The sequence below is a fragment of the Nocardia sp. NPDC127526 genome, from assembly GCF_042672265.1.
Lineage (GTDB): Bacteria > Actinomycetota > Actinomycetes > Mycobacteriales > Mycobacteriaceae > Nocardia.
In genome coordinates this window covers 109,757-124,925 of the sequence record NZ_JBHXVO010000009.1, presented here as the reverse complement: position 1 = coordinate 124,925, position 15,169 = coordinate 109,757, and the positions used below count along the sequence as shown (strand labels likewise).

14 protein-coding genes are annotated in these 15,169 nt (G+C 67.4%); 6 read left to right on the top strand and 8 right to left on the bottom strand.

Annotated elements, in window-relative coordinates:
• Positions 1-153: 153 nt before the first annotated feature.
• Together ACFVIV_RS18290 and ACFVIV_RS18285 are read right to left on the bottom strand one after the other, a co-directional pair.
• Positions 154-765 (bottom strand): CHAP domain-containing protein, encoded by a 612-nt coding sequence (locus tag ACFVIV_RS18290; RefSeq protein ID WP_379197870.1) that lies wholly within the window; start codon positions 763-765, stop codon positions 154-156.
• A gap of 91 nt (positions 766-856) precedes the next feature.
• Positions 857-4,702 (bottom strand): BTAD domain-containing putative transcriptional regulator, encoded by a 3,846-nt coding sequence (locus ACFVIV_RS18285; RefSeq protein WP_379197674.1) that lies wholly within the window; start codon positions 4,700-4,702, stop codon positions 857-859.
• Positions 4,703-4,855: 153 nt separating this feature from the next.
• On the opposite strand from ACFVIV_RS18285, the gene ACFVIV_RS18280 reads away from it, so the two are divergent.
• Positions 4,856-5,335 (top strand): hypothetical protein, encoded by a 480-nt coding sequence (locus tag ACFVIV_RS18280; protein ID WP_379197672.1) that lies wholly within the window; start codon positions 4,856-4,858, stop codon positions 5,333-5,335.
• 33 nt (positions 5,336-5,368) lie between these two features.
• Here the strand turns inward: ACFVIV_RS18280 and ACFVIV_RS18275 are convergent, their stop codons facing one another.
• Both ACFVIV_RS18275 and ACFVIV_RS18270 read right to left on the bottom strand, forming a co-directional pair.
• The gene (locus ACFVIV_RS18275) at positions 5,369-5,893 is read right to left on the bottom strand and encodes a hypothetical protein (RefSeq protein WP_379197670.1); all 525 of its coding nucleotides are present in this window, start codon (positions 5,891-5,893) and stop codon (positions 5,369-5,371) included.
• Positions 5,894-6,168: 275 nt separating this feature from the next.
• Positions 6,169-6,870, bottom strand: coding sequence for a GNAT family N-acetyltransferase (locus tag ACFVIV_RS18270; protein WP_379197668.1), 702 nt, complete (start codon positions 6,868-6,870; stop codon positions 6,169-6,171).
• A gap of 330 nt (positions 6,871-7,200) precedes the next feature.
• Between ACFVIV_RS18270 and ACFVIV_RS18265 the strand changes: the two genes are divergently transcribed.
• The 4 genes from ACFVIV_RS18265 (at position 7,201) to ACFVIV_RS18250 (ending at position 9,760) form a co-directional block, all read left to right on the top strand.
• Positions 7,201-7,740 (top strand): RNA polymerase sigma factor, encoded by a 540-nt coding sequence (locus tag ACFVIV_RS18265; protein WP_379197666.1) that lies wholly within the window; start codon positions 7,201-7,203, stop codon positions 7,738-7,740.
• Positions 7,741-7,776: 36 nt separating this feature from the next.
• The gene (locus ACFVIV_RS18260; RefSeq protein WP_379197664.1) at positions 7,777-8,250 is read left to right on the top strand and encodes a peroxiredoxin family protein; all 474 of its coding nucleotides are present in this window, start codon (positions 7,777-7,779) and stop codon (positions 8,248-8,250) included.
• Positions 8,251-8,316: 66 nt separating this feature from the next.
• On the top strand, positions 8,317-8,883 hold the full coding sequence (locus tag ACFVIV_RS18255) for a hypothetical protein (RefSeq protein WP_379197662.1): 567 nt from the start codon (positions 8,317-8,319) through the stop codon (positions 8,881-8,883).
• Between the two features lie 70 nt (positions 8,884-8,953).
• Complete coding sequence (locus ACFVIV_RS18250) at positions 8,954-9,760, top strand: LLM class flavin-dependent oxidoreductase (RefSeq protein WP_379197660.1); 807 nt, start codon at positions 8,954-8,956, stop codon at positions 9,758-9,760.
• A gap of 30 nt (positions 9,761-9,790) precedes the next feature.
• On the opposite strand, the gene ACFVIV_RS18245 is transcribed toward ACFVIV_RS18250, so the two are convergent.
• Positions 9,791-10,738 carry a hypothetical protein gene (locus ACFVIV_RS18245; protein WP_379197658.1) on the bottom strand — a complete coding sequence of 316 codons (948 nt, stop codon included), beginning with the start codon at positions 10,736-10,738 and terminating at the stop codon, positions 9,791-9,793.
• Between the two features lie 217 nt (positions 10,739-10,955).
• Between ACFVIV_RS18245 and ACFVIV_RS18240 the strand changes: the two genes are divergently transcribed.
• Positions 10,956-11,981, top strand: coding sequence for a hypothetical protein (locus tag ACFVIV_RS18240; protein ID WP_379197656.1), 1,026 nt, complete (start codon positions 10,956-10,958; stop codon positions 11,979-11,981).
• Positions 11,982-12,196: 215 nt separating this feature from the next.
• On the opposite strand, the gene ACFVIV_RS18235 is transcribed toward ACFVIV_RS18240, so the two are convergent.
• The 3 genes from ACFVIV_RS18235 to ychF all read right to left on the bottom strand — a co-directional run bounded on the left by ACFVIV_RS18235 (position 12,197) and on the right by ychF (position 15,156).
• Positions 12,197-12,544 carry a hypothetical protein gene (locus ACFVIV_RS18235; protein ID WP_379197654.1) on the bottom strand — a complete coding sequence of 116 codons (348 nt, stop codon included), beginning with the start codon at positions 12,542-12,544 and terminating at the stop codon, positions 12,197-12,199.
• A 178-nt stretch (positions 12,545-12,722) separates the two neighbouring features.
• A complete protein-coding gene (locus tag ACFVIV_RS18230) occupies positions 12,723-13,319 on the bottom strand; it encodes a hypothetical protein (RefSeq protein WP_379197652.1) in 597 nt (198 codons plus the stop codon).
• A 757-nt stretch (positions 13,320-14,076) separates the two neighbouring features.
• The gene (gene ychF / locus ACFVIV_RS18225) at positions 14,077-15,156 is read right to left on the bottom strand and encodes a redox-regulated ATPase YchF (protein WP_379197650.1); all 1,080 of its coding nucleotides are present in this window, start codon (positions 15,154-15,156) and stop codon (positions 14,077-14,079) included.
• Between the last annotated feature and the right edge of the window lie 13 nt (positions 15,157-15,169).

Genomic DNA, 15,169 nt, shown 5'->3' with positions numbered 1-15,169 from the left:
TCGGGCGGAGACCCCTGTCCTGCCGATGAGGGGGCAGCAGGACAGGGATCGATCGGCGATGCTGCCGGGCACCGCCGCCAACCATCGTAGGCGGAAGTCCCGCCGAGTCCTACCCTCCGGTTCCGGTGTTTCCAGAATGTGGAACCCGAGCGTTCATATCTTGCCGTAGCCGACCAGGCCGGAAACCGTGTCCGGGCGGTACTCGTGGATGGTGATTTTCCCGAATTCATTGCCGCCCACGGTAATGATCGTTCCCGCATCCGAGCCGATCACGATATTCGTGTGCTGATTGAACGGGCTGGCATCGGTATACATCACCACATCGCCGACCCTGGGCCGGTATCCCGAGTCCCACGCCTCGAATCGGCCTTCCGCGCGGTAGTACTCCTCGAGCGTGTACACGCCCGGAATCCGCCACGCGCCGGAATTCGGATTGGCCAGCGACCGCCCGGCCTCCCGCATCACCCAGCTCACGAAGTCCGCGCACCACGGCTCGTCCACGCCTTCGGAATACTTCGTGCCCGAGTTCTGCGCCTGGAATTCCTGCCGCAGCACATCCACGATCCGCGCCTGGGTTTCATCCAGCCCGGTCCGATCCACCGCCGGGAACTCCCGCAACCGTTCCCCCGCGAGCACCGGCCAATCGCGATCGGACCACCAGCGCACGCCGGCGATTCCGGCGGTCGCGATCAGCGCGATACCCAGCGCCGCCGCGATCCAGCCGAGCGCTCTGCCCCGCCGCCGCGTCTCCCGCTCGATGGTCATGCGTCCCTCCCGCATGCGGCCGCCCGCCGGCCGCGTCTTGATCTTCATCTCCGCGGCGCGGCGAAACGCAACCGGCCGGTGTCCGTCGAAGCTACCGGGCGGGGCGAGGGCGAGCCGGATCGGCCAGCACCCGGCGCTGGGCGGCCTTCTCCGCCAGCGCGGCCAGGTCGGCGCGCAGCCGCTGCTGCAACCGGTCTCCGTCGGCCCGGTGGGCGGCGGCGCGATCCGGATGGCCGAGGGCGGCGGCGAGATCGGCGAGGACATGGTCCATGGGGCCCAGTACCGTGGCGCCGGTTTCCAGGCCGCCCACCGAGCCGGCATAGGGCAGCAATCGGTCGTAGATCTCCCGGGCCGCGGACAGATCGCCCAGGGCGAGGCAGACGCGGGCGCGGGTCGCGGTGAAACTGGACCAGAATTGCCGGGCCATGGGCGGGTCGGCGGCGAGCACCCGGCGGGCGGCCTCCTCGCGACCGGCGTGCACCAGGGCGAGGGCATGGCCGTAGGCGAACAGTTCGGGTTTGATGGCCGTGCGCCGGCCGAGGTCCTCCGCCAGCCCGGACAGGTCGTTGGTCAGCCATCCGATGGAAATGGCGATGCCGATGTGCAGGGCATTGGGATCGCGGGTGTACTCGCCCGCCCCCTCCTCGGAATGGGCGACGATCTCCTCCGCCGCCGACGTGCCGTCCTCGAGCATCCGCAGGGCCTCGTCGACATTGCCGCGCAACAGTTCCAGCACCATGTCGAAGGGCGTGATGGCGTCGAGCAGATGGCGCAGCTGCCCGTCGGTGGAGTAGGCCGCCGCGCTGCGCGCATGCGCGTCGGCCGCCACCAGATCGGCGTCGGCGAGGTCGGCCCGGAAGAGCAGATAGTGCGCCAGCGCCCGGAATTCGGTGAGCCGCGCCTCTGTCGCGATCCGGAGCAGCTGTGCGGCATGGTTTTTCACCTCGTGGGCGCGGAGAAACCCGCTTTCCGCGAAGGCCGCGAACGCCTGCGCGTTCACCACGGTGCACAACAGATCCGGATCACCGAGTTCCGCGGCGAGGGCGAGCGCCGCCTCCGCCGTCTCCCGCGCGGCCTCCGGATCGTCGAGCGCCCAGTCGAACACGGTGGTGACCTGAGCTCGAATCCGAGTGCGCACCGGCAGCTCCGGATCCGCCAGCGCGATCCGCAAGGGCTCCCTGATCCGCGGGTCGGGTGTGTGCCAATCGTGCACCGACCAGATGAGCGGCGTCGGCCAGCAGGTGGCCGCCCGCGCGAGCAGCGCTGTCCCCCCGAGCGATTCGGCCAGTTCGATGGCCTGTTCCCGCACCGCCCGGGCCGCCATGTGCTGCCCGTCGTAGGCCAGCGCCGTCACCAGCTCGCACCGGGCCTCGAGCAGCGCCTCCCGATCCGCGCGCGCCGCACCGGCTTCCATATGCCCGGCCAGCTCGTGCAGCGCCAGCACCGACCGCCACCGCCGCACCGCATCGGCCCGCATCCGCCGCTCCACGCACCGCCTCGCCGCCGCCCGCACGAATTCCAGCGCCTGCACCGCGGTTTCCGGACTCGCCCCGAGCGCGGCATGATGCGCCAGCGCATCGATATCCCGTCCCCGCCCGCCAATCGACGCCTCCCACGCACCGGCTCCCTTCTCACCCCGCGCCGAAGCCTCGACACCCGCGGACAACACCCGCAGCTCCAGCTCGCCGCCCCACCTGGCCACGCGGATCTCCTGCGGAGCGATCCCGGTGTCGCGCCGCGTCACCACCCCATCTCGGCTTCTTCCGGCGTCGCGCGGCGAAATCGCCTCGTGGACAACGTCCTCGGCGTCGGGCCGCGCCGAGGTGTCATCATTCCGGGCGGGTGGCGGCATATCCACGGTGCGACTGCCCTCTGCGGCAGCCCCTGGCTCTGACGGGCCTCCCGCGAAACCCGATGCCTCCTCGCTCGCCGAGAAGGCCAGTGCCGCAGCGCTTGCGGATGACACGGGGGTGTCACGACCCTGCGGCAGCCCCAGGGCGGCGCTGCTCGCGGAGAGGGCCAGAGCGGCGCCGCTCGCGGACTGCCCCGGCGCCGTACCGGCAGCGGGCGGAGTCGCGCTACCGTCGGCCAGGCTCTGGGCGCGGAGCAGTTCGAAAGCGGCCCAGTGCATTCGGGAGCGGCGCAGCAGGGGGATGCCGTAGTAGACGGTTTCGCGGATGAGGGCGTGGTCGAAGGCGAGGCGGCCGGTGCGGTCGGTGCGCAGGAGGCGGGCGGATTCAGCCGTGGCGAGGAGGTCGATCACGGCGTCGCTGGGCCGGTCGGCCGCCGCGGAGAGAGTGGCGATATCGCAGTCCTCGCCCCAGATGGACATGTGCTGGAGGAGTTCGGTGACATCGGCGGGCAGTTGGGCGACGCGGCGGCCGAGCAGGGCGCGCACGGTGTCGGGGAGGCCGATGGTGGTGCCCTGGGTGGCAACCAGTTTGGCCAGTTCGCGGATGAACAGCGGGTTGCCGCCGGTGCGGCCGCGGAGCAGCGCCACCGTGCGGTCGTCGAGGGCGGTGAGACCGGCGGCGACGGCAGCCTGGCGGGTGCCCGCCAGGTCGAGGCCGTCCAGCTCGATGCGGTCGCCGGTGAACAGCGCCAGCGCGGCGGCGGTGTCGCGGACGCCGGGACCGGCTTCGGTGCCGCGCAGGGTGGCGACAATGAGGATGGGGCGGTCGCGCAGCCAGTTCACGACCTGGCGCAGCACTTGCAGGGTGGCGGTGTCCGCACCGTGCACGTCCTCGAGGACGATGGCGACGGGCGTGCGGGCCGCGCGTTCCCGGCAGGAGCGGACCACGCGGCGGGCCAGGGTGAAAGCATCGGCGGCCGTGTAGGTTTCCGGATCGGCGTCGTCGAGGCCGGTGAGAACCTCGGCCCAGGCCCAGGCCGGCGGTGCGCCCTCGACCTCGGGACACCGACCGAACACCGTGGTCCAGGACTGTTCGGCCAGCTGGGCCGTAATGGCCTTGGCCAGTGTGGTTTTCCCGGCTCCGGCTTCACCGAACAGCCACACCAGGCGTACGTGTCCGGCGGCGGCGAGCTCCGCGGCTGCCAGGACGGCCGCCCGCTGTTCGGCATATCCACTGTCCGGCAGGGGATCCGGTGCCGGCGCGGGCTCCGGTTCGGGCGGGCGCACCACCAGTGGCGCTGTCGGCGGGTCGGTATTCACCGAATGCGTCAGGATGGCGGTCTCCAGGTCCCGCAGTCCCGGGCCGGGATCGACCCCGAACTCCAGGGTGAGGAACTCGCGGCTGCGCCGGACCGTGGCCAGCGCGTCCAGGGATTGCCCCAGCCGGTATTGGGCGAGGGCGAGCAGGCGGGCGCATTCCTCCCGGCCCGGGTGCTCCTCGAGGATGGGGCGCAGGGCCAGCACCACCTCGGCGGGGCGGTTCATCTCCAGGGCGGCCTGGGCGCGCAATTCGGCCGCGGTGAGCCGGAGCGCCGCGAGGCGCGCGGTTTCCTGTGCGGCCCAGGGCATTCCGGCGAAGGATTCGAAGGCGGTGCCGTGCCAGCAGGCCAGGGCTTCGTCCAGTACCCGGCATTGCTCGAGGGGGTCGGGCCGGCCGGCGGGATCGCGCATGGCGGATTCGTGCCCGTGCAGGAGTTGTTCGAAATGCCACGAATCCACCTGGGCGGGTTCCAGGTTGAGGGCGTAGCCGTGCGATTCGGAGACGATGACGCGCGAGCGCGCCCGCCGCGGCCGGTCGGGTTCGAAGACCCGGCGCAGATTGTGGATGTAGACCTGCAGGGCGGCAACGGCCTTGGTGGGCGGGTCCCCGTTCCACAGGTCGTCGATGAGCCGGTCGGTGGGCACCACGCGCCCGCCCGCCGCGACCAATCGGCCCAGTACAGCGCACTGCATGGGCGCTCCCGGCGGCACCCGTTGCCCGTCGATGCTGATGTGCAGTGGGCCGAGGACCCCGATTCGCGTCACCGCTGTCGCACCGAACAACCCCGTTACCCATTCCGGACCAGACCAAACTTTGAGCTTCAATATGGCAGAAATTCTGCGGCAGTACCCAGTCTTGTGATCGGGCTTAACCCGATACGAAGTGGATACGAAGAGTTGTGCCGCACACTGCCAAGAATGTCCGCCCCCTCCGGAACGCCTGCCGCCGATCTCGCCGTGCTGCACAGCTTTCCGCATCCGGCCTGCCTGCACGACGGCGCGTTCGACGTGCTCGAGGCCAATACCGCGTTCCGCGAGCTGTTTCCCGGCACCGCGCCGGGGGTGAATCTGCTGACCTCGCACATGCTCGAGCCGATGGCCCGCTATGTGCTGCGGGACTGGGAGGCGGAGGCGCAGCTGATGGCGACCGCCTTCCGGCGCTTCGCCCCGGAGTCGGTGCCCGCGAGCCGGATCGAGGAGGTGCTGAACCTGTGCCGGCGCGCGCCGGAGTGGGATCAGTTGTGGCGCAAGGCCGATACCGCCGAGATTCCGCGGCAGCGCACGGCGGTGGTGCTGTCGCCGCAGACGCATTCGGAACGGAAGCTGTACGTGCAGACTTTCCGGTTCGCCTATCCGGACCGGCCGTGGTGGCTCATGACACTGGTGCCGTTCGACTGATCCCGCGGGTCACGCTCCGGCGGCGGGCCGCCATCAAGCCTCCGCGGCGGGCACCTCGAACCAGCCGTCCTCGGGTTCGGCGTAGCCGTGGTACATGAGCGGTATGCACCGGTCCACGCCGAAGTGCCGGTAGACGGCGAGCATGGCGTCGCGCACGGCCCGATCGTGGAAGTCGTCGATGCGCCGCGCGCCGAGCCGGTGTTCGGGTAGCAGCTCGAGCCGCGTGATCTCCTCGGGATCGCCGACGTCCAGGCCCATCGGGGCCGGATCGGCGATGAAGTGATCGTGCAGGACGGCGCGCACCCGGGGCGGATCGGGCAGGCCGGGGCGGAAGGCCCGGAATCGGGTGCGCACGGCGGGTGAGGTGTGCACCTGCAGCCAATCGACCAGGACGGGATTGGGGCGGGGCACCGACCGGCCGGTGAGGGGCGTCTGTTCCAGCAGATGCAGCATGCAGCCGCCGGGAACGCGGGGTTCGGGGACGAGGAACAGGCTGAGAGCGGGGGATCCGGACACTCTGTCCGAGAGGTAGACCTTCGTGCTCATGGGATCGGGCATACGCCGTCTCCTTCGAGAATGTGGGGCCGCGATTGCGGCCCCGCGCCCGGTTGCTGGCTTCTGATCCGAGGAATGCCGGCCGCCGAGTCACCCGACTCGGACAATCTCCTCGACGCCCGACCTGTTCGACATCGGGAATTATAGTCCGCGAACATGAATCGGACCGAGGAGATTCCGGGTGGCCGACGCGCGCGGCAACCACCCGGCACATGCTCGGGCAACCATCCGGCACTCACTGCCGGATGCCGCCCCGGGCGTCCGGCCGGGCCGTCGCCCTAGGCGTCGACCAGCCCGCCGGCGCCCATGGCGTCGACGAACGGCGCCGGTGTGGCTCGCGGGGCGAGCTGCCCCGCGATGGTGGCCCGCACCGAGGGCCATTCCTCGTCCAGGATGGAGTAGAAGGCGGTGCTGCGCACCTCGCCGTCCAGCCCGCGCGAATGCGCCCGCCGCACCCCGTCGCTGGTGGCGCCCAGTCGCTCGATTGCCATGCGGGAGCGCAGGTTCCGGACATCGGCCCGCATGGCGATGCGCCGCACCCGCCAGTTGTCGAAGGCGTGCTGCAACAGCAGCAGCTTGGACTCCAGATTGATGCCCGCGCCGCGCGCCTGCGGCGACAGCCAGGTATTGCCGATCTCGGCGGCGTCCGGCGTGGCGAGCAGCGGATCCCCCGGTGGGAGCCCGTGCACGAGCGGCCACACCAGCGGCCCCTGCCAGTAGTCGAACCGCGTGAACCGCGTCGATCCGAGCACCCGCCCGCTGGCCACGGCCACGATCGCGAAGGCCAGCGAGGTCCCCGCCGCATGTCCCGCCAGCGCCTGCGCCACATACTGCAGCGCCTCGTCCACCCCGTGCGGGACGGGTGTGTACGCGTAATCGTCCCGATTCCCCTCGGCAGCCTCCGCCAGCCCCGAAGCATGCTGCGGCGCAAGGGGTTCCAGCCGCACCAGGCGGCCGGTCAGAGTAATGGGTACGGGCACGTTCCCTCGAACTTTCACGAAACGGTCGTGGCCCGCATCAGGCAGATCCGCCCCGGTCACCCACTCCGGAATCGACGAACCAGCCCTGGCGCGCCAGTAGGAGCATCCGATAGTGGGATGAACGATAGCGGAACACCAGCGCACAGCAATGCAGGCTGCGCGCAAATTTCCCGCGCTACCACAGCGTGTCGCCGCACCCGCCCCCCGCGTCGCCGAACCCGGACAATTCACGAAGTTCGAATCCTTTCTCGGGCGCGCGGCCTCTTATGGTGGTGACAGTCCAATCGAGACAATCGACCACGGCATCCGACCGCCGAGGAGGTGGGCGGAATGGAACGCGGGTGGGCCGGTGAGCGGCTCGTCGAAGCGGCTCAGCGGGGTGACCGGGAGGCGATCGCCGCGGTGGTGCACAACGCGCACCCGCATGTGCGGCGATTCGCGCACCATCTGTGCGCGTCCGCCGACGATGCCGAGGATGCCGCGCAGGAAGCGCTGATCATCCTGTATCGGAAGATCGGAACTCTGCGCGCCACCTCCGCCATCGCTTCGTGGATGTTCCGCATCGTTCGCAATGAATGCCTGCGGCGCGCGCGGGCCATGCTCGACAGCGCGCCCCGGCTGGAACCGGCCGACTTCGATATCGCCGTCTCCGCCGAGGACGAGGTGCTGCGGCGGCTGGATACGGACCAGCTCACCCGGGCCATCGCCGAGTTGCCCGTCATCCAGCGCCGGGTGCTGATCATGCGTGATGTGCTCGGCTATTCCGGCCGCGCCACCGCCGACGCACTCGGATTGAGCACCGCGGCAATGAAATCCCAGCTGCACCGTGCCCGCACCGCGGTTCGTCACAGCCTCGTCCCGACCAACTGATCCACTCCCACTCCCCCACCGAAGGGAAGCTTCGTCATGCTCACATCCGGATCCCGCGCGCCGAAAATGGAACTCGAAGACACCAGCGGCCGCCCGTGGCGCCTGTCCGACCATCGCGGCACGGACAGCGTCCTGCTGTATTTCATGCGGTCGACGTCCTGTCCCATGTGCAACCGCCACGTCCGCGACCTCGCCGCGCACCGAAACGAATTCGAGGACAAGAACATCCGAGTATTCGTCGCGATCCCCGAGGACCGCGCCACCGGATCGGCCTGGAAGTCCCGCCACGACATCCCCTTCCCCGTCCTGGTCGGCACCTCCGGAACCCCGCACGACTCGATCGGCCTGACCCGCAAGGTCTTCGGCTCGATGCAGCAGTCCGGCACGGTGCTCGTCGACCCGAACGGAGTCATCCGCCACGCCCACGGCGCCACCCTGCCCACCAGCAGCTACGACCGCAAGGGCATCCTGGCGGCCATCGGCGCCCTGCCCGGCCGCACCAGCGCGTGACGGTCCCCCGGCGACGGCCGAATTCACCGCGCTGACACCGCGATCCCGAACTCTTAGAATTCGGCCGTGCCTCTCACCACCGCCGACTTGGCCGGCTACATCGATCGTGATCTCGACGCCGATCTCACCCGCTGGTTCCCCGACGCCGAGCCGGTCGACCTACCGGCCGAAACCCGCCCGGTAGCACCGTTTCTCGACCGGCTGACCCCGTCGGACGCCGCTGCCCTGAGCGCCCTCGACCGCCGTGTGCGCTCGGGCCGGTTCCCGCAATTCCTGGACATGTTCGATTGGTCCTACGGCTTCGACTTCGCCGAAAATGATTGCAGCATCCTGGATTCGGACTACACGACCGAACTCACCGACGACGATGTCTACACCATCGGCGCCGACGGCGGCGGCAACCTGTACGCGGTCCTCACCAACGGCCAAGTGGCCGTCTGGTTCCACGAGGAAGAGGTGCTCGAGGGCGGCACCCGCTTCGACAACCTCGACGTCTTCCTCTGGTCCTTCGTCCGCTACCGCGCGGTCCGCGCCGGAAAACTCCCCCTCGCCGCGGTCGAAGCAGACTTCCTGTCCCTCGCCCAAGACGGCGCGGTCACTCCGGATCTGGGCCTCCTGAGCCACATGAGATAGCCGCACCGATGAATTTCGGGGCAGTCGGCCGTCGACACCTCTGGATAGACCGAAAGACAGGAGTCCAGGTATGACGAGGCCGTTTCGATTCGGGGTTGTCGCTCCCCTCCGATCCGACCTGCCGACATGGCGGGATCGTGCGCGCCGCATTGCCGACAGCGGATATTCGACACTGTTGATGCCCGACTTCCCGCAGACGCAACCGGCGCCCGGCCCCATGCTGGCCACCGTCGCGGCCCTGACCGACCTACGGGTGGGCACCTGGGTATACGCCTCGCCCCTACGTCCGGCCTGGCTGACAGCATGGGAAGCCCACTCCTTGTCGCTCGTGACCGAGGGCCGCTTCGAAATGGGCATCGGCGTCGGCAGGCCGGGGATCGAAGACGAGTTGCACGACAAGGGAGTGCCCGGCGTACCACCGCCGAACGAGCGGCTGGCGCAGGTACGTGAAACCGTCGAGAGGCTGCGCGAACTCGACGGCCCCGACCGTCACACGCCCGTGGCGATGGCCGTCTTCGGCCCGAAGGCGCGAGCCTTGGCCGCCGAACTCGCCGACACGGTCACCTTCGCCCTGGGAGATCAGCCCCGAGGCGAAGTCGAGCAGCTGACACACGACTTCCGCATCAAGGGAAATGTCGAACTCGCCCTCGCCGTCCCCGTTATCGGCGACACCGTCGCACCACACATGGCGCACCCGAGCACCAACCCGGCAGCCCTCCGCGCCGCCGACGCCCTGACCGTCCTCCCCGACGACCCCGCAGCCGCCGCCGAGGAAATCCAACGCCGCCGCGAGGAAATCGGCTTCTCCTACTTCGTCTTCGGCGCCGCCCACGCCGACCAATTCGCCCCACTCGTCGCAAAGCTCGCAGGACGGTAGGCGCCGAACACGAATCTGCGGCTACACCGCTTACCCTTGGCCTATCTTGATCGGGATTCCGAGTTCCCGGCTGATGTACGCCTGGCGACCGGAGACAACGCTGTCCCGGTGACCGTACACTGCAAGCTCCTGTGGGCAGGCGACACCGAACACGGCTCGGAATGTCGCTGCTATGAGGGTCGGGATACTGGCGAGGCGACGATCGGCGAATCCCGCGGCTGAGGCGAATGGGCCGTACCGCCAGGTCGGAAAGCCGGTCCCCATGTCGTCCTGCTCCTGCCACCCGATAGCTCGCAACTGCAAATCCAGATCCACCAACTCCGGTCCGGTGACGGCGTTGTCGACGATCGTGATCACCTCCAGCTTGCCTGCTTCCTGCATGAGCTGGACCGCGCTGAAATCCTGCACTGACGGTGCGACAAGGGTCACGATGTCATAGCTCGGCAAAGTCGCAAGCACCCAATCGAGTCGCTCTACGAAATCGGTCCACTCGGTGCAGAATTCAGGTGCGTTGCGCTTGGTAGGCCGCTCAGGCGTCAGCAGATCACGCAGCGCCCATGGCTCGCTGTCGCATCCGGTTTCATCGCCCGCAGTGCATCGAAGTCGCTGCAAGTTCATCCCGAGACCATCACGCATAACCGAGGTGACAGCAGCCGAGACCTCCCTGAGGTAGCTGTCCCCGGCGCGCATCGCATTCCACCCCGTCGTCCACAGATCCTGGCGATATTGGTTCCGGTGCCAAACCGGCTGGGACGACAGCACATTGAGGGCTCGTTCGGCCGCGCTCGGGTCCTGGGGGACGGTCACCGCGATCTCGACGCTCTTGCCGTTCTCGTAGAAGACGACATCGCGGCCTGTATCCGCGTCACGTAGCCGAACGAACGACCACCGTTGTATGGGGTTGGCGTCATCATCGAACTCAACGAACACCAGCTTCGGAAGGGCAGAGCAAAGCTCGGCCCAACGATCCTCGGTCATCCGCTCTCCCTCATCTGCAAATCCCGAGAACCATATCCAGCCTTACCGGCGACCACCACTAAGCTTCGTACGTCCGTAAATGCATGCCGCGCGACCGGGCTGGCCCAGCCTGGGACGGCAGAAGATCAACCAGCAGTGGGTATCCCAGTTCGACTGACCGCACTGAAATGCCGATGGCCGGAGAACGGTTGTGTCAGTGTGCGTCGTTACGTTGTGGGTGATCGACGAGTTGAGGAGAAACGTGGTCGACCACCACTGGGAGCAACTGTTCGAGGACCTGCCGCAGTATCTGTATCCATACCCTCCTGGTGAGCACGAGGGTGCACTGATCCAGATCCGAGATGTCGAGACCGGGTATCGAGTCCTGTTCCGCGACAATGGCGGGATCGAAGTCAAGGTTCCACTCCCCGAGGAACCTCAGGAGAGGCGACGTTTGGTGGAGATCCTCCGGACGCATCGGACGACCAATGTCGGGAGGCTGATTCTGACCACCGGGGAGGTGATACGCGCCGAGGACAGACCGATGTGGGGCCCCTTCTCGGTGTTCGAGAACCCTGCCGACGCAACGGTGCGCGAAGTCTCGACAGCTTGGACCGACATCGACAGATTTCGCAAGGAAGTGGCTGCCGCACTCGTGGAGATCTTCCGGGATGGCTGGAGCGCCTCGCCGCAGCGACTTCGCTACACGGTGGCCAATAACGAGGGCCCCGAGGACGCCCTGTACGGGATCACCCGGAAACTGACCGCGTTGGCTCCAGATCGCCCAGCCCACCGCGATGTGGCCGAAACCTGCACGAGCTGGGAGGATTTCGCTGAACGACTGGAATGGGCGATCAATACCTTGCCCTACGGCGCAATCCTGCGCCTGTTCGCACCCAGCAAAGATCCCGACTACACCATCGTCGAGTTCACCAACCAGTTCAGCATCCACAGCGTGTGTCTCGTGGGACCCACCACACCCCGCGATCGCACGCAGTTGCGGGAGCAAATGGGCCGACTCGGATGGGAATGGGACCCGCTGGAGGGCGACGGCATCGAATACCCGATCTGGAGGGCCTCACCGGTACGCACTCTGCGGGACTCCACGTTGCGTGGACTTGTCCCGCGCACGGTCGACACCTTGCATGATGTCTTCGGCTTGGCCGATCCGAGGGAACTGACCTTCACTGCGGAGGCTCTCACGGACGACCCGACCCTGACTTACCTCGATGCCGAACTGGGCCTGACACGCCGACCACAGTGAGCCGTGTGTTCAGATGGCACGGGCACAGGCCATTCCTTGCCAGAATTGTCCGGAACCCGGTCCCGCCGATCCCCTGTGCTCACCCACAGCGGTCCTCCACTGGGTCGGGGTAGGTGGCCGGGTAGCGGAAGTCGGCGGCGAGGGTCAGCCTGAGGACGGTGGATGGCCTTGCGAACCAGATACTTTCGTCTTCGAAATCCGGGAGGTCACCGCCGTCAAGGTGAGGGGACGGCGCAGTCTATGCCGTGATCGCGGGGGCGGGTTCGGGTGAGCAGCGCGGTCGACACGCCCGCAGCGGTGTTGCTGTTCTTCCCACTCACGCATGCTCCGCGGTAGCGGTTCGCCATATGCGCAGCCAATGCCTCCCGCTCAGCGTCATCAGCCAGCGTGATCGACTCCCCGCCCGCACGAATCCCGAAGCCGCCGTCGGTCCGTCGCCGACACGACGACTCGACACTCTCCGACGGAGATCCGCCGGATGCGTCAAGATACGCGGAATAGATTGCACTATAGGCAAACTCGTCCTCGTGAATCTGATCCAGCCAGGCGTCGAGCTTCTCCATGATCTGGATCAGACCATCCAGCTGCCCCGATCCGAGGCTGGGACGTCCACAACTGCCGCATACCCCGCCGACCAGACCCGCCAGCGCGGCGCGGCGGAATACCGACGGGCCGTGACGATCTGCGCGTCCTGGATGTCCGCTACTGCCGGTTCCAGGATGCGGAGGACGATCCCTGGGGCTATCCATCAACCAGTTCGAACACGTGGTCCGTGGCCGCCGTGTATCCCGCCCTCGCAGCGTCTGTCAGTAACAGCTCACCGCGATCGGCGCGAACGAAGCCCAGCTCGAAGGAGTCTCCGATGTGTATGCGGAACAATGCCATTCCTGCCTCGCGGCTCCGGCGGGCGGCTTCCCGCAGATATGGGGCAGCGGCATCTGGATCGGACCGCGTGTATCTCACGGTGGACTCCGGGTCCCACGCTGCTAACGGAGACAAAGGAATACGCCGCAGGCTGTTGTGCATCTCCTCGGCGCTGGCGCGCCAGTCGAAACCGACCAGAACAGGATCCAAACCCCACAAGCTGCCGGTCAATCCGGTGAGGAGAGCCTGCCGCGCCAGCTCGGCCTTCGACCACGATGGGTCGTCGAGCCAGTCGTGGTAGTCCCGCCGCACTCGTCCGGGATCAAGCAGAGAATCCGACACCAGACCGAGCAACGACAGAGCCCAATCCTCGTCCGGCGCAAGTAGAACAGCCATCGACATCAACGCCGGTTCCGCCGACATCGGCGGGGGCGAGGAAAACGCCTGTGCGGCTGTGCACTCCGACAACAGCACCTCCAGGACAACGCGAGATGATGCTCGGCATTGTATGGTTGAACCCTGACATTGACCGTCGCGCCCAGGTCGGTCGGCCAACGCTCGATACGCGCCGCCATGCCGCTACAAGTTTGTTCGGGCCGGTCGGGCCGCGACCCTGCGGGTCGCCGGGCTGGGATCGGGTCAGAGACTCTGGGATTCCAACCCTGCTGTGGATCGTCCACACGATATCGGTGACGTACTCACGCAATATGGGCATGTCCGCACCGAGCGAGGAAAACAGGTCACCGAGCCTGCGGTCGATGCCTTCCCATGTCGTCGCGGGAGATTCGGGATGACCCCACTCCGGTAACCCGTCCTTCCGGCTGCGATCGGGACGTACCTGCCAGCTGTCCCGACTCTGCCAATCATCACTACACTTCCACTGCCAGTGCTCGTAGTCGCTCGACAATTCTTCGAAGGCGCGTGTAGCTGGTAGGCGATGCGGGTACCGTCCGGAGCCGTCGCGAACGTCATCGGTTGAGCTCCCTCGCTTCTGCGTCGGTGGGCACGGGTATCTCTCATTTCCGGTCGGGTCAGAGTCCGAAGGCTCCGCCCTCGATGAGGATGCCCGGCCCGGTGCCGGAATCGGCCTGATCCTCGTCCGCATCATCGGGGTCGTCGCGGTGTCACCAGGCGTTCCAGGCTGCGCGAATGCCCAGCAGCAGGGGCAGCTGCCGGGGAAACGACTGAGCCCCATACGGAATCCGGATGGGGCTCAATAGAGTTCGAAGAATCAGACGTTGAAGCGGAATTCGACGACGTCGCCGTCGGTCATGATGTAGTCCTTGCCTTCCATGCGGACCTTGCCGGCGGACTTGGCGGCGGCCATGGAGCCGGCTTCGACGAGGTCGTTGAAGGCTACGATTTCGGCCTTGATGAAGCCGCGTTCGAAGTCGGTGTGGATGACGCCGGCGGCCTTGGGGGCGGTGTCGCCCTGGTGGATGGTCCAGGCTCGGGCTTCCTTGGGGCCTGCGGTGAGGTAGGTCTGCAGGCCGAGGGTGTGGAAGCCGGCGCGGGCCAGGGCGTGCAGGCCGGGTTCGGTTTGGCCGATGGATTCGAGGAGTTCCAGCGCGGATTCGGCGTCGAGTTCGAGGAGTTCGGCTTCGACCTTGGCGTCGAGGAAGACCGCGTCGGCGGGGGCGACGGCGGCCTTCAGTTCGGCCTTCTTGGCCTCGTCGGTGAGGACGGATTCGTCGGCGTTGAAGACGTAGAGGAAGGGCTTGATGGTGAGGAGGGAGAGTTCCTTCAGCAGGTCGGTGTCGACCTTGTCGCGGACGGCGAACAGGGTCTTGCCGGAGTTGAGGATCTCCTGGGCCTGCTTGGCGGCGTCGGCGACCGGCTTGCGGTCCTTCTTGACCTTGGCTTCCTTCTCCAGCCGCACGACCGCCTTCTCCAGGGTCTGCAGGTCGGCGAGGATGAGCTCGGTCTCGATGACCTCGATATCGGAGGCCGGATCCACCTTGCCGTCGACGTGGATCACGTCGTCGTCGGCGAAGACGCGCACGACCTGGCAGATGGCGTCGGCCTCACGGATATTGGCGAGGAACTTGTTGCCCAGGCCCGCGCCCTCGGAGGCGCCTTTCACGATGCCGGCGATATCCACGAAGGAGACCACGGCGGGCACGGTGCGCTCGGAGCCGAAGATCTCGGCGAGCTTGTCCAGCCTCGGATCGGGCAGCGGCACCACGCCGACATTCGGCTCGATGGTGGCGAACGGGTAATTCGCCGCCAGCACGTCATTGCGGGTCAGCGCATTGAACAGCGTCGACTTTCCGACATTGGGCAGGCCGACGATTCCGAGGGTGAGACTCACGAAGAGGAGATTC

Coding starts and splice junctions, on each gene's coding strand:
- ACFVIV_RS18245 (WP_379197658.1), bottom strand. CDS start 10,738: ATGACCGAGGATCGTTGGGCCGAGCTTTGCTCTGCCCTTCCGAAGCTG.
- ACFVIV_RS18260 (WP_379197664.1), top strand. CDS start 7,777: ATGCTCACATCCGGATCCCGCGCGCCGAAAATGGAACTCGAAGACACC.
- ACFVIV_RS18275 (WP_379197670.1), bottom strand. CDS start 5,893: ATGCCCGATCCCATGAGCACGAAGGTCTACCTCTCGGACAGAGTGTCC.
- ACFVIV_RS18280 (WP_379197672.1), top strand. CDS start 4,856: ATGTCCGCCCCCTCCGGAACGCCTGCCGCCGATCTCGCCGTGCTGCAC.
- ACFVIV_RS18290 (WP_379197870.1), bottom strand. CDS start 765: ATGACCATCGAGCGGGAGACGCGGCGGCGGGGCAGAGCGCTCGGCTGG.
- ACFVIV_RS18265 (WP_379197666.1), top strand. CDS start 7,201: ATGGAACGCGGGTGGGCCGGTGAGCGGCTCGTCGAAGCGGCTCAGCGG.
- ACFVIV_RS18235 (WP_379197654.1), bottom strand. CDS start 12,544: ATGGAGAAGCTCGACGCCTGGCTGGATCAGATTCACGAGGACGAGTTT.
- ACFVIV_RS18250 (WP_379197660.1), top strand. CDS start 8,954: ATGACGAGGCCGTTTCGATTCGGGGTTGTCGCTCCCCTCCGATCCGAC.